This is a genomic window from Streptomyces sp. NPDC001599 (assembly GCF_042893535.1).
Lineage (GTDB): Bacteria > Actinomycetota > Actinomycetes > Streptomycetales > Streptomycetaceae > Streptomyces.
This window is the reverse complement of record NZ_JBIAVA010000001.1, coordinates 352,268-367,815: the sequence shown is the minus strand read 5'-3', so window position 1 is coordinate 367,815 and position 15,548 is coordinate 352,268. Positions and strand designations below refer to the sequence as shown.

The window sequence follows — 15,548 nt, the reverse complement described above, 5'->3', positions numbered from 1 at the left end:
CCCCGTGCTCGCTGAGCGGGACGGCGTCCTGGTGGGTTTCAAGAGCCACTTACGCCCCACGGTCCTGCCGGACGACGCGACGTATCTGGTGTCACGTCGCGGTGTCACGGCACTGCACGGGCACCCCGCGGAGGTCCTGGTGCCGCTGCTGGACGGGACGCGCAGCCCGCACGCCGTGCTGTGCGAGGCCGCCCCGGTGCTGGGCGCGGCGGACGCCGAGGCGGCACTGCGGGCCCTGGACGGTGCGGGTCTGCTGCGGTTCGACGAACCCGAACCGCCGGACACGGACCCGGCCGCCCAGGCGTACTGGGATCTGATCGGCCTGGACGGTGGCCGGGCCGCGGCCACCGTCGCGGGCGCCACCGTCGCGGTCGAGGCGCTGCCCGGGGTGGCGGGGGATCCCGTGGTGCGGGCCTGCCGGGCCGAGGGGATCGCGGTCTCCCCGCCCGGCGGCGACGCCGACCTGTCCCTCGTCCTGTGCGACGACTATCTGTCGCCCCAGCTCGCCGCGGTGGACGCGGCGCACCGCGCCGCCGGGAGACCGTGGCTGCTCGCGAAGCTGTGCGGAGCGGACCCGTGGGTCGGCCCGGTCTTCCGCCCGGACGACGGGCCCTGCTGGCACTGCCTTTCCGTACGGCTGCGCGGGCACCGCCACTCGGAGGTGCCGGTGCAGCGGGCGCTCGGGCTGGACGGTCCGCTGCCCCGGCCCGTCGCCTCGCTGGCCGCGGGCCGCTCCCTCGCCATCGGGATCGCCGTCCTGGAGACGGCGAAGTGGCTGGCCGGGGTGCGCGATCCGGAGCAGGGCCACATCCGCACGATGGACACGGTCCGGCTGCGCACCGCCTCCCATCCGGTGAGCCGGCGCCGGCAGTGCCCGGCGTGCGGGGATCCGGGGCTGGTCGCCCGGCGGGTGCGTGCCCCCTTCCGGCCGGTGTCCCGCCTCAAGGCCGTCACCGTGGGCGGCGGCCACCGGGCGCTGACGGCGCAGCAGATGCTGGGAACGTACGGTCATCTGGTGAACCCGGTGACCGGTGTCGTCAAGGAGATCAGACAGGCGCCCGGCTGCCCGGACTTCGTCACCTCCTACGTCTCCGGGCACAACCTGGCGATGGGCTCCGCGACGCTCGCCGGACTGCGCTCCGGTCTGCGCGCGCTCAGCGGCGGCAAGGGCCTGACCGAGACGGAGGCCCGGGTCAGCGCCCTGTGCGAGGCGGTGGAGCGCTACAGCGGAACCCGGCACGGCGACGAGCCGGTGGTACGGGACTCCTACCGCGGCCTCGGCCCGGCGGCCGTGCACCCGAACGACTGCCAGCTGTACGCGGACCGGCAGTACGCGCAACGGGAGCGCTGGAACGCGACCCACTCCCGCTTCCAGCACGTCAGCGCCCCCTTCGACGAGACCCGGGCCACCGACTGGACCCCCGTCTGGTCCCTGACCCACAACACCCAGCGTCTGTTGCCCACGTCGATGCTCTACTTCGGAGGAACGGGGGCGGGGACGGGTGCGGGGGCGGGCACGGAGCACGGTGCCGGTGAGGGTGACGGCCTGTGGGCCGACTCCAACGGCAACGCCGCCGGCAGCAGCCCCGAGGACGCTCTCCTCCAGGGTTTCCTCGAACTGGTCGAGCGGGACGCGGTCGCCCTGTGGTGGTACAACCGCACCCGGCAGCCGTCGGTCGACCTGGACGCCTTCGACGAGCCCTACGTGGAACGGCTGCGCCACGGCTACCGGCGCGTCCACCGGGACATCTGGGTCCTCGACCTGACCTCGGACTTCGGTATCCCCGTCATGGCGGCGCTCTCCCGCCGCCTCGACAAACCGGCCCAGGACGTCATCTTCGGGTTCGGCGCCCACTTCGACCCGCGCACGGCACTGCGGCGGGCGCTGACCGAGATGGGCCAGCTGCTGCCTGCGGTGTGCGACGTCCTGCCCGACGGGTCCGGGTACCGGATCGACGATCCCGAGCCGACACACTGGTGGCGGCACGCCACGCTCGCCAACCAGGCCTACCTGACACCGGACCCGCGGGTGGCGCCGCGCGGCCCCCGGTCCTGGCCCGCCCCGCAGCGCCTCGACCTCCTGGACGACGTGCACGCCATCACCGAGTCGGTGCGCAGCAGGGGCCTGGAACTCCTGGTGCTCGACCAGCGGCGTCCCGACCTGGAGCTGCCGGTGGTGAAGGTGATCGTGCCGGGACTGCGGCACTTCTGGGCCCGCTTCGCACCGGGCCGCCTGTTCGACGTGCCGGTGGCCCTGGGCCGCCTCCAGGAGGCCACCGCGTACGACGACCTGAACCCGACGCCGCTCTTCGTCTGACCTCCGGAACGCGGACGGGTGGAGCCCGAGCACCGGCCGGGGCTCCACCCGGTCCCGGGCCCTGATCACAGGGCGAAGCGGCAGGGGCGGCAGACGAGTCGGGCTGTACGCCGGGTTCTGTTCCGACGGGGCCTCGCGGTCCCGTCGGCGACGGCCATCCATCTAGGACCGGCGTTGCCACCGGCCTCCAGCGGTCTACCCGCGGACTCGGGCGGGCAGCCCTCGATCGTCCGCGCAGAAGCACCGAGGCGCTTCCTTCTTGACCTTGCTCCGGGTGGGGTTTACCTAGCTGCCCAGGTCGCCCTGGGCACTGGTGGTCTCTTACACCACCGTTTCACCCTTACCGGGGGCCGAGGCCTCCGGCGGTCTGCTTTCTGTGGCACTGTCCCGCGGGTCACCCCGGGTGGCCGTTAGCCATCACCCTGCCCTGTGGAGCCCGGACGTTCCTCGGGAAGTCCCGTGAGGGACTCCACGCGGCCGCCCGCCCGGCTCGTCTGCCGTGTGGACCATGGTACCGGCCGCGGGGGCTGCCCTCCGACGGGCTCAGAGGAAGTCGGTGGTGTCCAGGTCGAAGGAGAAGGGGGCGGGGAGGGTGAGTGACTTGCCGAGGGGGCGGGTGCAGTGCTCCCGGTAGTCGTCCCGGTGGTCGATCTTCTGCGGGGTGCTGAACAGCGTGATCGAGGACGCATGCCGGTCGACCAGCAGGTAGAGGGGGATACCGCCACCCGCGTAGCAGCGGCGCTTGGCCTCGCGGTCGACCTGGGGTTTGCTGGACGTCACCTCCAGGACCATGGCGACTCCCTGGCAGGGCATCCAGGGATCGGCGCCGCGATACAGACGCAGATCGGTGGGGGCGAAGGTGGCGTCCGGGATGGCGTGATCCATGGGTAGGTCAAGTCCGCCTCTGAGCTTCAGCCCCTTGTTCCCGGAGACGTCCATGTCCGTCCTGGACCTCCTGATCACCTGCTTCACGATCAGGTTGATGTAGTCCTCGTGATCCCCGTCCGGCGGCGGCGTCACAACGATTTCCCCCTCGATCAACTCGGCCCGGAAGCCTTCCGGCGTGTCCAGGGCGAGGAACCCCTCCAACAGGACATCTGCCTGCGTCAGCGGCTCGTGTGCCATGGCAGTCATGTCACGCCCCTCCTTCGGTCGCTCGCCAGACTGGGGCATCGGTTGATCACCTGTCCGAGAGATCGGGAACCGTTCCCTCGATCGTGGCACAGGAACGAGGCCCCTGTCCGGAAGGCGGGCTCGTCGCGCTTGACTCTGTCGCAACGTCAACGTTTCTACTGGGGCCATGCGGATCGGAGAACTCGCCGACGCGGTCGGCGTCACCACGCGGACCGTGCGGCACTACCACCACCAGGGCCTGCTGCCCGAGCCGGAGCGGCTGGCCAACGGGTACCGGACGTACACCCTGCGGCACGTCGTCGTGCTGGCCCGGATCAGGCGGCTGACCGAGCTGGGGCTCGGGCTCACGGAGGTGCGGGACGTGCTCGCGGACGAGGCCGGGAAGGACCTGACCGAGGTGCTGGAGGAACTGGACGCGGATCTCGCGCGGCAGGAGGCGGCGATCCGGGACCGCCGGGCGCGGTTGCGGGCGCTGCTGGAGACCGAGGGCGGGCTGCCCGCCGAAGGGCCGGTGTCGCCGGAGCTGGCTGGGCTGTTCGCCGGGATGGGGGACGTGTCCGGCTCGCCGATGGCCCTCCGGGACCGGGAGATGCTGGCCTTGATCGAAAGCACCGCGGCCCCGGAGGACCGGGAGGGACTGCTGGCCGCGCTGCGCGGCGCGTTCGACTCGCCGGAGGCGGTGGCGCGCGCCCACCAGGCGTACGCGCTGCTCGACGAACTGGCCGACGCCGGGACCGACGATCCCCGGGTGGCCGGGGCGGCGCGGGCGCTCGCCGACTGCATCCCCGCCCAGCTGCTGCCCGCGGAGGGCGTCGACCTCGACTCCGGTCACGGCATCCTGCGCGCCATGTACGCCGACTTCGCGCCGGGACAGGCCGAGGCGATCCGGCGGGCCATGGAGATCGTCTCCAGGGAGCGGCGGTCATGACGGGCTCGTCGTTCGTCACGGTCCCCTTCCTCCTCGTCCGTCACGAGCTGCGGCTGCTGGCCGGTCTGTGGCTGTGGGCGGCCCGGCGGACCCACGGGGCGGTGGCCGGCGGGTCCGTCTTCGGGTACGCGCGGGGGCAGGGCGCGATGACGGCCGGGTTCGCGTTCGTGTGTGTCGTCGAGTCCGTGATGATGTCCGTGCTGCTGCGGGACTGGCCCACGGTGCACCACGTGGTGCTGGTCCTGGACGTGTACACGGTCGTGATCGTGATCGGGCTGCACGCCGCGTCCGTGGTCCGCCCGCACGTCCTGGACCCGGCCGCCGGGACGCTGCGCATCCGCCGCGCCGTCCACGTCGACGTACGGATACCGCTGGAGCGGATCGCCTCCGTCCGGCGTGAGCTGCGCGCGACGCACGAGCGGGCCGACGGCGAGCTGGATCTCGCCATGGGGTCCCAGACCTCCGTCACCGTCGAACTCGCCGAGCCCGTCACCCACGTCTCCTTCTTCGGGCGGCGGCGCGAGGTCCGGGTGGTGCGCTGCCACGCCGACGATCCCGGGGCGCTGGTACGGGCCGTCGAGCAGGCACGGGAGGGGCACGCCGTACCCTGATCGGGGGCCCCAGCTCGATGCGAAGGAGTACGTGTGCTTGTCCTGCTGCCGCCGTCCGAGGGGAAGGCCGCGTCCGGCCGGGGTGCCCCGCTGAAGACCGGGTCGCTGTCCCTGCCGGGACTCACCGCGGCCCGGGAGGCCGTCCTCGGCGAGCTGGTGGAGCTGTGCGCCGGCGACGCGGAGAAGGCGCGCGAGGTGCTCGGGCTGAGCGAGGGGCTGCGCGGCGAGGTCGCCAAGAACGTGGAGCTGCTGACGGCGGGTGCGCGTCCGGCCGGGGAGATCTACACCGGGGTGCTGTACGACGCGCTGGACCTGGCCTCGCTGGACGCCGCCGCCAAGCGTCGGGCGGCCAGGTCGCTGCTGGTGTTCTCGGGACTGTGGGGTGCCGTGCGGGTGACCGACCGGATTCCCTCCTACCGGTGCTCGATGGGCGTGAAGCTGCCCGGTCTCGGGGCGCTGGGCGCGCACTGGCGGACGCCGATGGCCGAGGTGCTGCCGGAGGCGGCCGGGAGCGGGCTGGTGCTCGACCTGCGTTCGGCGGCGTACGCGGCGGCGTGGAAGCCGAAGGGCGAGGTCGCCCCGCGGACGGCGACCGTGCGGGTGCTGCACGCACCGACCCGGAAGGTGGTCAGCCACTTCAACAAGGCGACCAAGGGCCGGATCGTACGGAGCCTGCTGGCGTCCGGGACGGCGCCCGAGGGCCCGGCGGAGCTGGTGGAGGCGCTGCGGGACCTGGGGTACGAGGTGGAGGCGGAGGCGCCCGCGAAGGGCGGGCGGCCGTGGTCGCTGGACGTACTCGTGCACGAGGTCCACTGAACCGTCGACCGTCACCGTTGCGCGCGTTGCACTGGTTGCAACGGTGATTGCAGAGAGTGCGGTTCGGCGGCACGATGAGGGCATGAGTTCTCCGCTGCCCTCCTCCCCCGCCGCCTCGGTGCTGGATCTCGCGCCCGTCGTGCCCGTCGTGGTCGTCGACGACCTCGCCGACGCCGTGCCGCTCGCCGGGGCGCTCGTCGCCGGTGGGCTGCCCGCGATCGAGGTGACGCTGCGGACGCCGGTCGCCCTCGACGCCATCCGGGCGATCGCCGCCGAGGTGCCGGGCGCGGTGGTCGGCGCGGGCACGCTCCTCACCGCGGAGCAGGTCACCGAGGTCGTGGCGGCCGGGGCGCGGTTCCTGGTCAGCCCGGGGTGGACGGACACGCTCCTCGATGCCATGCGGGGGTCCGGGGTGCCGTTCCTGCCGGGGGTGTCGACCACCTCGGAGGTGGTGGCGCTGCTGGAGCGCGGGGTGCGGGAGATGAAGTTCTTCCCGGCCGAGGCGGCGGGCGGCACCGCCTATCTCAAGGCGCTCGCCGCGCCGTTGCCGCAGGCGCGCTTCTGCCCGACCGGCGGCATCACCCCGGCCTCCGCGCCGCAGTACCTGGCGCTGCCCAACGTGGGCTGTGTCGGAGGCAGTTGGATGCTGCCCAAGGACGCGGTGGCCGGCCGGGACTGGGGGCGCGTGGAGGCGCTGGCCCGCGAGGCCGCCGCGCTCAGCGCAGGTGGGACGTCTCGTTGAACAGGCGGACGCTGGCGCCGCCGTCCGCGTAGTACGCCACCGCCGACAGCGACGCCGCCGACAGCTCCATCCGGAACAGCGACTCGGGCGGGGCGCCCAGGGCGAGGCGCACGAACGTCTTGATCGGCGTCACGTGGGAGACCAGCAGCACGGTGCGGCCCGCGTACGCCGCGACGAGCCTGTCTCGGGTGGCGGCGACCCGGGCTCCGGTGGCCGCGAAGCTCTCGCCGCCGCCGGTCGGTTCCGCGTCCGGGGAGGCCAGCCAGGCGTCCAGGTCGTCGGGGTAACGGTCGCGGACCTCGCCGAAGGTGAGGCCCTCCCACGCGCCGAAGTCCGTCTCCCGCAGGCCCTCCTCGACCGTCACCTCCAGGCCGAGGCGTGCGGCGACGATGCCGGCGGTCTCGCGGGTGCGGGCCAGGGGCGAGGCGACGACCGCCTCGATCGTGCCCCGCCGGGCGAGGCTCGCGGCGACCCTCTCGGCCTGCTCCCGGCCCACGGCCGACAGGGCCGGATCGCTGCCGCCGCTCCCGGAGAACCGCTTCTGCGGGGTGAGGGGCGTCTCCCCGTGCCGCAGGAGGACGAAGGTGGCGGGGGCACCCATGTCGGGGGGTCCCCAGCCGGGCGAGGCCACGGTCTTCGCGGCGCGTACGTCGGCGTCGGCCGAGGACTCGGCGGCGCGGGGCACCGCGCTCGCGCCCTCGCCCCGGGCCGCCTGCGCGACCCGCTCGCCCGCGGCCGCACCGCTCCCCGCGCCGGCGGCCTCCCCACGGCCACCGTCTCCGGTACCGGCAGGCGCGACGGTCGACCCGCCTTCACGGCGGGCCCCGGCCGCACGACCGGTGCCGACGGCCCGCCCCGGCACCACTGACTCGGACCCGGCCCGGGCCGCCTGGGCGAGACGCTCAGCCGCGGCCGGAGGCTCATCGTCGGCGGCGGCCCGCGTACCGGCGCCGGGACCGGCCGTGCGGCCGTACGCGGCGGCCGAGTCCAGTTCCGCCGTCGAGTCGGACGGCGACCAGCGTTCGCCGCGCGCGCCCGCGTCCATCGCCTCGTTGGCCAGGCGGTCGGCGTGCTTGTTGTTCGCGCGGGGGATCCACTCGTAGGTCACGCGGCCGGGCGGGAAGACGCGGGCCGCCTCCGCCGCCAGCGGCTTCATGTCGGGGTGCTTGATCTTCCAGCGCCCCGACATCTGCTCGACAACGAGCTTGGAGTCCATGCGGACGTGCACCGTGGCGTCCGGGTCCAGCGCCGCGGCCGCGCGCAGGCCTGCCAGCAGGCCCCGGTACTCGGCCACGTTGTTCGTGACGACGCCGAGGTACTCGGCGGCCTCCACCAGGGCCTCCCCCGTCGCCGGGTCGAGGACCACCGCGCCGTAGCCCGCGGGCCCCGGGTTGCCCCGCGACCCGCCGTCGGCCTCGACGACGAACTCCCGCGCGGGACGCGCCGCCTGGTCGGCCACCGGACCGCCGCCTACAGCCCGGAGTCGGCCGTACGCACCAGGATGCGGCGGCAGTTCTCGCAGCGTACGACGGTGTCGGGCGCCGAGGAGCGGATCTCGCTCAGCTCCGTGATGGCCAGCTCCTGACGGCATCCCTGGCAGCTGCGCTGGTACAGCTTGGCCGCGCCGACGCCGCCCTGCTGCTCGCGCAGCTTGTCGTAGAGCTTCAGCAGATCGTCCGGGACGGAGCCCGCGATGACCTCGCGCTCCTTGGTCACCGAGGCCATCTCGCCGTCCAGCTCCTCGACGGCCGCGTCCCGGCGGACGGTGGCGTCGTCGATCTTGCCCTGGACCGCGCCGACCCGCTCGGTCAGCTCGGCGACCCGCTCCTGCGCGGACTCGCGGCGCTCCATCACCTCCAGGACGACGTCCTCGAGGTCGCCCTGGCGCTTGGCGAGGGAGGCGATCTCGCGCTGGAGGTTCTCCAGGTCCTTCGGGGAGGTGACGGCGCCGGAGTCCAGGCGCTGCTGGTCGCGGCCGGCGCGCTGGCGCACCTGGTCCACGTCCTGCTCGGCCTTGGTCTGCTCGCGGGCGCAGTCGCTCTCCTCGGTCTGCGCGGCCACGAGCAGGTCGCGCAGCTGGGTGTGGTCCTTGGTCAGCGACTCGATCTCGGCGTGCTCGGGCAGGGACCGGCGCTTGTGCGCGAGCTGCTGGAGCCGCGTGTCGAGGCCCTGGACGTCGAGGAGTCGGATCTGGTCGGCGGGCGCGGCTTTCAGTTGGGGGCTCCCATTGCGCTAGAGGTCGGGGCGGACGCCACATGGGCGGTCCAGGGGTCGGTGACCGTCTTCGAGACGTGGACCCTGAGGTCCCAGCCGTTGCGGTCGGAGATCTCGTCGAGCTGGGCCGCGCCCAGCTCGCACCAGGGCCACTCGGTGGCCCAGTGCGCCGCGTCGAGCAGCGCGAGGGGACGACGGGCCGCGCGGTCCGCGGAGAACTCGGAAGCGGGGTGGTGGCGCAGGTCCGCGGTGAGGAAGGCGTCGACGCCGGCCGCCCGCACGTGGTCGAAGAGGCTGTCGCCGGAGCCGCCGCTGACGGCGACGGTGCGCACGGTCGCCTCCGGGTCGCCGGCGACGCGGATGCCCTGCGCCGTGGCGGGCAGCCGCTCGGCGGCGCGGGCGGCCAGCTCGCGGACCGTCAGGGGGTGCGTCAGCTCGCACACCCGGCCCAGGCCCCGGCGCCCCTCGGGGTCGCTCGGGTCCGGCACCAGGGGCCGTACGACGTTCAGGTCGAGGGCGCCGGCCAGCGCGTCGGAGACGCCCGGGTCGGCGGTGTCGGCGTTGGTGTGGGCGACGTGCAGGGCGATGTCGTTCTTGATGAGCGTGTGCACCACGCGGCCCTTGAAGGTGGACGCCGCGACCGTCGTCGTCCCGCGCAGATACAGCGGGTGGTGGGTGACGAGCAGGTCGGCGCCGAGCTGCACCGCCTCGTCGACGGTCTCCTGGACGGGGTCCACGGCGAACAGAACCCGGGAGACCTCCTGGTCGGGCTCGCCCACGACGGTGCCGACCGCGTCCCAGGACTCGGCCCGCTCGGCGGGCCACAGGTTGTCCAGGGCGGCGATGACTTCTGACAGACGGGGCACGCGTGCAAGGCTACCTGGAGGTTCTGCGCCGTTGTACCCGCGGACGCCCTCCCCGACCACCCTCCCCGCCCGCTGCCGCGAACGCCGCCGCGACGGGCCGGTCCGGCGCAGCACACACCGTGCCCTTCCCTCAGGCGAATCGTTCCTGTGACACACGTATGTGTGATGGAGGCCGCTCCGGTCCCCCGCCCGTTCGTGCGAAAACTAGCTTCGTCGCCGGAGGTGACCGAACGATGACGGCCTGTGCGATCGAGTCCTCGGCGGACCCCGGCAACGGTGGGGCCCCGCGGGCGGGCTGCAGCATCACGGCGGCGGGTGCCTACGCCGCGCGTCTCGCCCGGAGCGGGCAGGACGGCGACTCCTGGTACCCGGAGCGCTGGACCCTGGACGGCCCCGAGCCGTACGCGGTGCCGCTGCCGGGCAACCAGCCCGAGGAGGCGGGCACCGAGGTGCAGCCGATGGGCGACGGGCGGGTCCTGGTCCACCGCGTCGCCGCCGGCCGGCACGTCTTCGCGCTGCTGTACCCAACCGGGCCCGGCACCGGCGAGCTGCCGCTCGGCGCGGTCGAGTGCCCGCCGGACACCACCGGACTGCGGTTGCTGCCGCCGGCCCCGGGCGGCGAGCGGGCGTACGCCCTCGCGGCCGGCCCGCGTTCCACGGTGCTGTGGCAGGTCGTGGGCGGCGCCTTCGGCCCGGAGCGGGTGGTGGAGATCCCCGGCCGCTGCTCGGGCGGGGTCTGGCTGGACCGCACGGGCCGGATGCTGGCGGTGGACCGGGAGACCGGCGGGCGCACCAAGGCGGTCGTGGTGGACCTGGAACGGGGCGGCGAGGTCTCGCCGCTGCTCCAGATCGCCGCGGACAGCGACGACCGGCTCCTGCTGGCCGACCCCGACAGCGGGCTGGTGCTGATCGGCTCGGACGCCCCCTCGCCGGGGCGGGAGCGGCTCGGCTGGGGCGTACTCGGCAGCACGCTGCCGGTGCGCTTCCCGGAGTGCCTGCGCATGCCGGACTGCGTCGTGACGCCGTTCGCGATCCAGCCGGGGCAGGTGCTGACCCCGGAACGCTGCGCGGTGGCCCTGCGGGTGGACGGCGCGTTCGGCAGCTGGGTCGGGGTGTGGCGGCCCGCCGAACGGCAGGTGCGGCATCTCCCCGCGCCCGAGGGCTGGTTGACGGGCGCCGGGCTGTGGACCCCGGAGGGGGAGCTGCGACTGCCCTGCTCCACACCGCAGTCGCCGTGCGGCGTGGCCCGGCTGGCCGTACCCGACGCGGGCGGCGGGCGGACGGAGGGGGCGAACGACGCGGGAGCCACGGGGGACCCCGTGGACGCGGTGAATTCGGTGGATCCAGCGGATTCGGCACACACGGGGGAATCGGCTGACACGGGAGAATCGGCTCCGGACGCGTCCGACGGCCCCGGCGCGACGGAGTCGTCGACGCGCGCTTCCACACCCGCCCGTCCCTGCCCCGTACCGCTGCAACAGGCCCCGTTGGCACGGCTTGTAACGAAGTAGTGCCGGTTGGCGTGGCCGCCTGGATTCGGCCCGAGGTGTGCCGGTTAGACTCGCCCGGTTGTAGGAAAGATCATGTTGACGGGGTGAATTCCTTCCGATGAACGACGCCAGCACGACCCAGCCGATGCAGGCCGCCGGTGCCGACGTTTCCGAGACCGACACCGGCCACGGCAAGCACCGTGGACCGTTCTCCAGCCAGGAGGGCGTGGCGACTTCACAGGGCCGCCACCGCAAGCCGGCCGAGGAGTCCGAGACGGCCGCCTGACGGCCCGCGCAGGACAAGCACGGGCACAGCCACAGCCAAAGCCACAGGCACAGGCACAGGCACAGGCACAGGCACACACGAAAGCAAGCGGCTCCGGCCCCGTTCGTCGCATCCGGCGGACGGGGCCGTTGTCGTCGTCAGGTTGCCGTCATCCGTACCGGACGACGGTGTCGGCGAGGACGGGCGCGTCGTCGCGCTCCACGGCGCTCACCGCCATCCGCGCCTCCCCCGTCCCGGCACCGCCGGTCCCGGCGGTCCGCCACATCCGCACCCGCAGCGTCTCCCCCGGGTACACCACCCCGGCGAACCGCGTGCGGTAGTCGCGCACCCGGGTCACGTCGCCGTCCAGCAGCGTGTCGACGACCGCCTTGAGCGCGGCGCCGTAGGTGCACAGGCCGTGCAGCACGGGCCGTTCGAAGCCGGCCCGCGCCGCGAACTCCGGGTCGGCGTGCAGGGGGTTCCAGTCGCCGGAGAGGCGGTACAGCAGCGCCTGGTCCTCGCGCACGGCCCGTTCGACGACCTCGTCGGGCGGGTCGGCGGGCGGTGGCGAGGGGCGTCCGGACGGGCCCCGGTCACCGCCCCAGCCGCCCTCCCCGCGTACGAAGACCTCGGCCTCGTCGGTCCACAGCGGCCCGTCCGCGTCGGTGACCTCGGTGCGCAGTACGAGGACGGCCGCCGTGCCCTTGTCGTGCACGGCGACGACGCGCGAGGCCGCGCTCGCCCGGCCCCGCACCGGAACGGGCCGGTGCAGGCGCAGACGCTGCCCGCCGTGCAGAACGCGGGCGAGGTCGACGTGGACGCCGGGTGCGGACAGGGTGCCGATCACCCCTGGGGCGCCGCCGCCGGCCACCGTCGCGAAGCTCGGCAGGACGTGCAGCCGGGTCTCCAGGGTGTAGCGCAGCTCGCGCGGGTCGGTGGCGGGCCGTCCGGCGCCGACGCCGAGGTGGTAGAGCTGGACGTCCTTGTGGTCCCAGGCGATCTCCCGGACCCTGGGCGCGGCGGCGAGCGCCCCGGCTGCGTCGATGGGCATGGCCCTCCTGCTCCTCCCGGACACGACGCCCCGGGCACGGCGACCCGGGCACGGCGACCCGGGCACGGCGACGATCACGGACAGCCCCGACCGTACGGGACACCCGCCACCCATGACATTTGTCATCGCCAACTCCGGACAACCGCATCTGCCGCCCGTCCCGGCCGACTCCGTAGCGTCACCGGTATGAGACCGACTGAGGGCACCACCCCCGCCGTAGCCTTCGAAGGAGCGGCCAAGGCCTACGGCGACGTCCGCGCCGTCGACGGCGTGGACCTGCGCATCGAGTGCGGCGAGACGGTCGCGCTGCTCGGCCGCAACGGCGCGGGCAAGTCGACGACGATCGCGCTGCTGCTCGGCCTGTGCCCGCCCGACGCGGGCACCGTGGAGCTGTTCGGCGGGACCGCGGAGCGTGCCGTGCGCGCCGGCCGGGTGGGCGCGATGCTCCAGGAGGCGCGGGCGGTGCCCCGGGTCACCGTGGGCGAGCTGGTCGCCTTCGTGGCCGGCCGCTATCCGGCACCGATGCCGGTCGGGCAGGCCCTGGAGCTGGCCGGGATCGCGCAGTTGGCCGGGCGGCGCGTGGACCGGCTGTCCGGCGGGCAGACCCAGCGCGTGCGGTTCGCGCTCGCCCTGGCCGGCCGCCCCGACCTGCTGGTCCTGGACGAACCGACGGCGGCCCTGGACGTGGAGGCCCGGCACGCCTTCTGGCAGTCGATGCGGGCGTACGCCCGGCGCGGCAGCACGGTCCTGTTCTCCACCCACTACCTGGAGGAGGCCGAGGCGCACGCCGACCGGATCCTGGTCGTCGACCGGGGGCGGATCGTCGCGGACGGCACCGGTGACGAGCTGCGCCGGGCGGCGGGCGGCAGCCGCGTCTCCTTCGACCTGGCCGGCCGGGCCACCGGGGACCTGACGCTGCTGCCCGGGGTCCGCTCGCTGGAGGTGCGCGGGGACCGCGCGCTGCTGCGCACCGAGGATTCCGACGCGACCGTGATCGCCCTCGCGCGGCTCGGCGCGATACGCGGCCTGGAGGTCGCCCCCGCGTCCCTGGACGACGCGTTCCTGGCCCTGACGACGGCGGCACCGGTGCCGGAGAAGGAGAGCGTGCGATGAGGGACTACCTGATCCTGGAAACGCGCCGCACACTGCGCGACCCCGGCTTCGTCGTCGGCGGTGTCGCCATGCCGGTGCTGATGTACCTGCTGTTCACCAACCTCGGGGGCGACGCGGGCGAGTGGAAGACGGGCGCGATGGTCGGCATGGCCGCGTACGGCGCGGTCGGCTCCGCCCTCAACACCGGCGGCGGGGTCGCCGAGGACCGTGCCATCGGCTGGCTGCGGCAGTTGCGGGTGACTCCGATGCGCCCGCACCAGGTGGTCGTGGGCCGTGCCCTGACCGCCTCGGTCACCGTGCTGCCCGCGATCACGGCCGTGCTCGCCGCGGGCGGTCTGCTCAACGGCGTGCGGCTGGCCGCCTGGCAGTGGGCGGCGCTGGCGCTGCTGCTGTGGCTCGGGTCCGTGCCGTTCACGCTGCTGGGGCTGGGCAACGGCTACCGGCTGACCGGGCAGACCACGGGTGTGGCGAACATGGTGGCCAACCTGGGTCTCGCGGTGCTCGGCGGGCTGTGGTTCCCGCTGGTGCTGTTCCCTCAGTGGCTGCGCACGGTGTCGGCGTACACCCCGACCAACCGCTTCGCGCAGCTGGGCACCTCGGTCGCCACGGGGCACGCGCCTCCCGCGGGTGCCATTCTCGTTCTGACGGGGTGGCTGCTGGCCTTCGGCGCGTACGCCGTCCTGTCCTACCGCCGTGTCGCGGCGAACGACTGAGCGCCCCGGGCGCCGGAGTGGAAGGGAGCCGACACCCATGACCGGGACCCGAGGGCGGCTGCGCAGCATGTCGTGCCGTCTGGACGCGTGGCAGCTGGCCCGGCAGTCCGATCCGGCCGATCCGGCCGGCGCGGGCGGCGAGAGGTCGGAGCGGATGGGGCCGCCGCCCACCGGTTTCACGCTGCTGCCGTGGCTGCTGATGGGTCTGGGCAGCCTGGCGAACATCTTCCAGGGGAACAGCTCCAACCCCTGGGTCGGCGGCCTCGGCCTGTTCGTCTTCAACTCGCTCTACATCTACGTCGCCTTCCGCTCCTTCGACAAGGAGCTGCGCGAGTCGCCGTCCACGCGGCTGGCGCTGGCCGCCATGGCGCTGGTGACCTGTGGTCTGGCACTGGCGTACGGGGGCAGTTGGCTGCTGTTCTTCCCGCTGCTCGGCCTGGCCGCGGGGGCGGCGCTGCGCGGCCGGTGGCTGGGCCGCTGGGGCTGGTCGCTGGCGGTGGTGGCGGGTGCGGTGGCGGGCGTCAAGGACGGCTGGAACGGCCTGAACATCGCCTACGGGACCTTCCTGTCGACGATGGTGACGGCCGCGATCCTGAGCCTGTCCGACGCCGTACGTCAGTTGCGGGCCGCCCGGGAGGAACTGGCCACGCGGGCGGTGGCGGAGGAGCGGCTGCGGTTCTCGCGGGACCTGCACGACCTGCTGGGACACACGCTGTCCGTGATCGTGGTCAAGTCGGAGGCCGCCCGCCGGCTGGCGCCCCGCGACCTGGACGCGGCGCTGACCCAGATCACGGACATCGAGTCGGTCGGCCGCCAGGCGCTGACCGAGGTCCGCGAGGCGGTCACCGGCTACCGGGAGGGCAGCCTCGGCACCGAGCTGGACCGGGCGCGTTCCGCGCTGAGCGCGGCGGACGTGGACCCGGTGGTGCGCCGCTCAGGACCGCCGCTGCCCCCGCAGGCGGAGGCGCTGCTGGGGTGGGTGGTGCGGGAGGCGGTCACCAACGTCGTACGGCACAGCGGGGCGAGCCGGTGCGAGATCGCGGTCGCGGGCAGTGCGGACCGGGTCCGGCTGACGGTCACGGACAACGGCACGGGCGCCGCCCTCTCCACCCAGGGGCCGGGCACCGGTCTGACCGGGCTCAGGGAGCGCCTCGCCACGGCGGGCGGGTCGCTGACGGCGGGGGTGGAACCCCGGGGCGGGTTCTCGGTGACGGCGGAGCTGCCGGTTCCGGCGGAGGGGAAGCCGGTGGGCGCACCGGCGTAGCGCCCGCGCCGGGCGAGGCCCCGG

General features: G+C 74.2%; 15 protein-coding genes and 1 other RNA gene. 10 read left to right on the top strand and 6 right to left on the bottom strand.

All coding sequences use genetic code 11. The features are described from left to right. The first annotated feature begins 4 nt into the window (after positions 1–4). The gene (locus tag ACFYZ3_RS01770) at positions 5–2,317 is read left to right on the top strand and encodes a TOMM precursor leader peptide-binding protein (RefSeq protein WP_388513279.1); all 2,313 of its coding nucleotides are present in this window, start codon (positions 5–7) and stop codon (positions 2,315–2,317) included. Positions 2,318–2,407: 90 nt separating this feature from the next. Here ACFYZ3_RS01770 and rnpB read toward each other — a convergent pair. Then, positions 2,408–2,810: RNase P RNA component class A (rnpB, locus tag ACFYZ3_RS01765), an RNA gene on the bottom strand. A gap of 50 nt (positions 2,811–2,860) precedes the next feature. Beyond that, the gene (locus tag ACFYZ3_RS01760) at positions 2,861–3,442 is read right to left on the bottom strand and encodes a Uma2 family endonuclease (RefSeq protein WP_388513965.1); all 582 of its coding nucleotides are present in this window, start codon (positions 3,440–3,442) and stop codon (positions 2,861–2,863) included. Positions 3,443–3,617: 175 nt separating this feature from the next. On the opposite strand from ACFYZ3_RS01760, the gene ACFYZ3_RS01755 reads away from it, so the two are divergent. The 4 genes from ACFYZ3_RS01755 (at position 3,618) to eda (ending at position 6,548) form a co-directional block, all read left to right on the top strand. Further along, positions 3,618–4,379, top strand: a complete 762-nt coding sequence (locus ACFYZ3_RS01755) for a MerR family transcriptional regulator (RefSeq protein WP_388513276.1) — start codon at positions 3,618–3,620, stop codon at positions 4,377–4,379. Continuing rightward, positions 4,376–4,990: a hypothetical protein gene (locus tag ACFYZ3_RS01750; RefSeq protein WP_388513275.1), complete on the top strand. Its 615-nt coding sequence runs from the start codon at positions 4,376–4,378 to the stop codon at positions 4,988–4,990. Before ACFYZ3_RS01755 ends, ACFYZ3_RS01750 begins: the two co-directional genes overlap by 4 nt. Positions 4,991–5,023: 33 nt before the next feature. Next, positions 5,024–5,806 (top strand): peroxide stress protein YaaA, encoded by a 783-nt coding sequence (yaaA, locus tag ACFYZ3_RS01745; protein ID WP_388513273.1) that lies wholly within the window; start codon positions 5,024–5,026, stop codon positions 5,804–5,806. A gap of 82 nt (positions 5,807–5,888) precedes the next feature. Further along, positions 5,889–6,548 carry a bifunctional 4-hydroxy-2-oxoglutarate aldolase/2-dehydro-3-deoxy-phosphogluconate aldolase gene (gene eda / locus ACFYZ3_RS01740; RefSeq protein ID WP_388513271.1) on the top strand — a complete coding sequence of 220 codons (660 nt, stop codon included), beginning with the start codon at positions 5,889–5,891 and terminating at the stop codon, positions 6,546–6,548. Here eda and ACFYZ3_RS01735 read toward each other — a convergent pair. The 3 genes from ACFYZ3_RS01735 to ACFYZ3_RS01725 are packed head-to-tail and all read right to left on the bottom strand — an operon-like array spanning position 6,523 to position 9,628. Next, a complete protein-coding gene (locus ACFYZ3_RS01735) occupies positions 6,523–8,007 on the bottom strand; it encodes a bifunctional RNase H/acid phosphatase (protein WP_388513269.1) in 1,485 nt (494 codons plus the stop codon). The genes eda and ACFYZ3_RS01735 overlap by 26 nt on opposite strands. An 11-nt stretch (positions 8,008–8,018) precedes the next feature. After that, positions 8,019–8,762, bottom strand: a complete 744-nt coding sequence (locus tag ACFYZ3_RS01730; protein ID WP_388513964.1) for a zinc ribbon domain-containing protein — start codon at positions 8,760–8,762, stop codon at positions 8,019–8,021. Then, complete coding sequence (locus ACFYZ3_RS01725) at positions 8,759–9,628, bottom strand: Nif3-like dinuclear metal center hexameric protein (protein ID WP_388513267.1); 870 nt, start codon at positions 9,626–9,628, stop codon at positions 8,759–8,761. Before ACFYZ3_RS01725 ends, ACFYZ3_RS01730 begins: the two co-directional genes overlap by 4 nt. Positions 9,629–9,861: 233 nt before the next feature. Here ACFYZ3_RS01725 and ACFYZ3_RS01720 point away from each other — a divergent pair, with 233 nt between their 5' ends. Together ACFYZ3_RS01720 and ACFYZ3_RS01715 are read left to right on the top strand one after the other, a co-directional pair. Further along, a complete protein-coding gene (locus tag ACFYZ3_RS01720; RefSeq protein WP_388513265.1) occupies positions 9,862–11,139 on the top strand; it encodes a hypothetical protein in 1,278 nt (425 codons plus the stop codon). Positions 11,140–11,236: 97 nt separating this feature from the next. Further along, entirely contained in the window at positions 11,237–11,404 is a 168-nt protein-coding gene (locus tag ACFYZ3_RS01715; protein ID WP_388513264.1) for a hypothetical protein, read from the top strand. 148 nt (positions 11,405–11,552) lie between these two features. On the opposite strand, the gene ACFYZ3_RS01710 is transcribed toward ACFYZ3_RS01715, so the two are convergent. Then, positions 11,553–12,434 (bottom strand): MaoC/PaaZ C-terminal domain-containing protein, encoded by an 882-nt coding sequence (locus tag ACFYZ3_RS01710; protein ID WP_388513261.1) that lies wholly within the window; start codon positions 12,432–12,434, stop codon positions 11,553–11,555. A 186-nt stretch (positions 12,435–12,620) separates the two neighbouring features. On the opposite strand from ACFYZ3_RS01710, the gene ACFYZ3_RS01705 reads away from it, so the two are divergent. Genes ACFYZ3_RS01705 through ACFYZ3_RS01695 form a run of 3 tightly spaced genes read left to right on the top strand, consistent with a single transcriptional unit; the run spans position 12,621 to position 15,524 of the window. Further along, positions 12,621–13,547, top strand: a complete 927-nt coding sequence (locus ACFYZ3_RS01705; RefSeq protein ID WP_388513259.1) for an ABC transporter ATP-binding protein — start codon at positions 12,621–12,623, stop codon at positions 13,545–13,547. Next, complete coding sequence (locus tag ACFYZ3_RS01700; RefSeq protein WP_388513256.1) at positions 13,544–14,260, top strand: ABC transporter permease; 717 nt, start codon at positions 13,544–13,546, stop codon at positions 14,258–14,260. The genes ACFYZ3_RS01705 and ACFYZ3_RS01700 overlap by 4 nt, the downstream gene beginning before the upstream one ends. A 37-nt stretch (positions 14,261–14,297) precedes the next feature. Then, the gene (locus ACFYZ3_RS01695) at positions 14,298–15,524 is read left to right on the top strand and encodes a sensor histidine kinase (RefSeq protein WP_388513254.1); all 1,227 of its coding nucleotides are present in this window, start codon (positions 14,298–14,300) and stop codon (positions 15,522–15,524) included. The last annotated feature ends 24 nt before the right edge of the window (positions 15,525–15,548 follow it).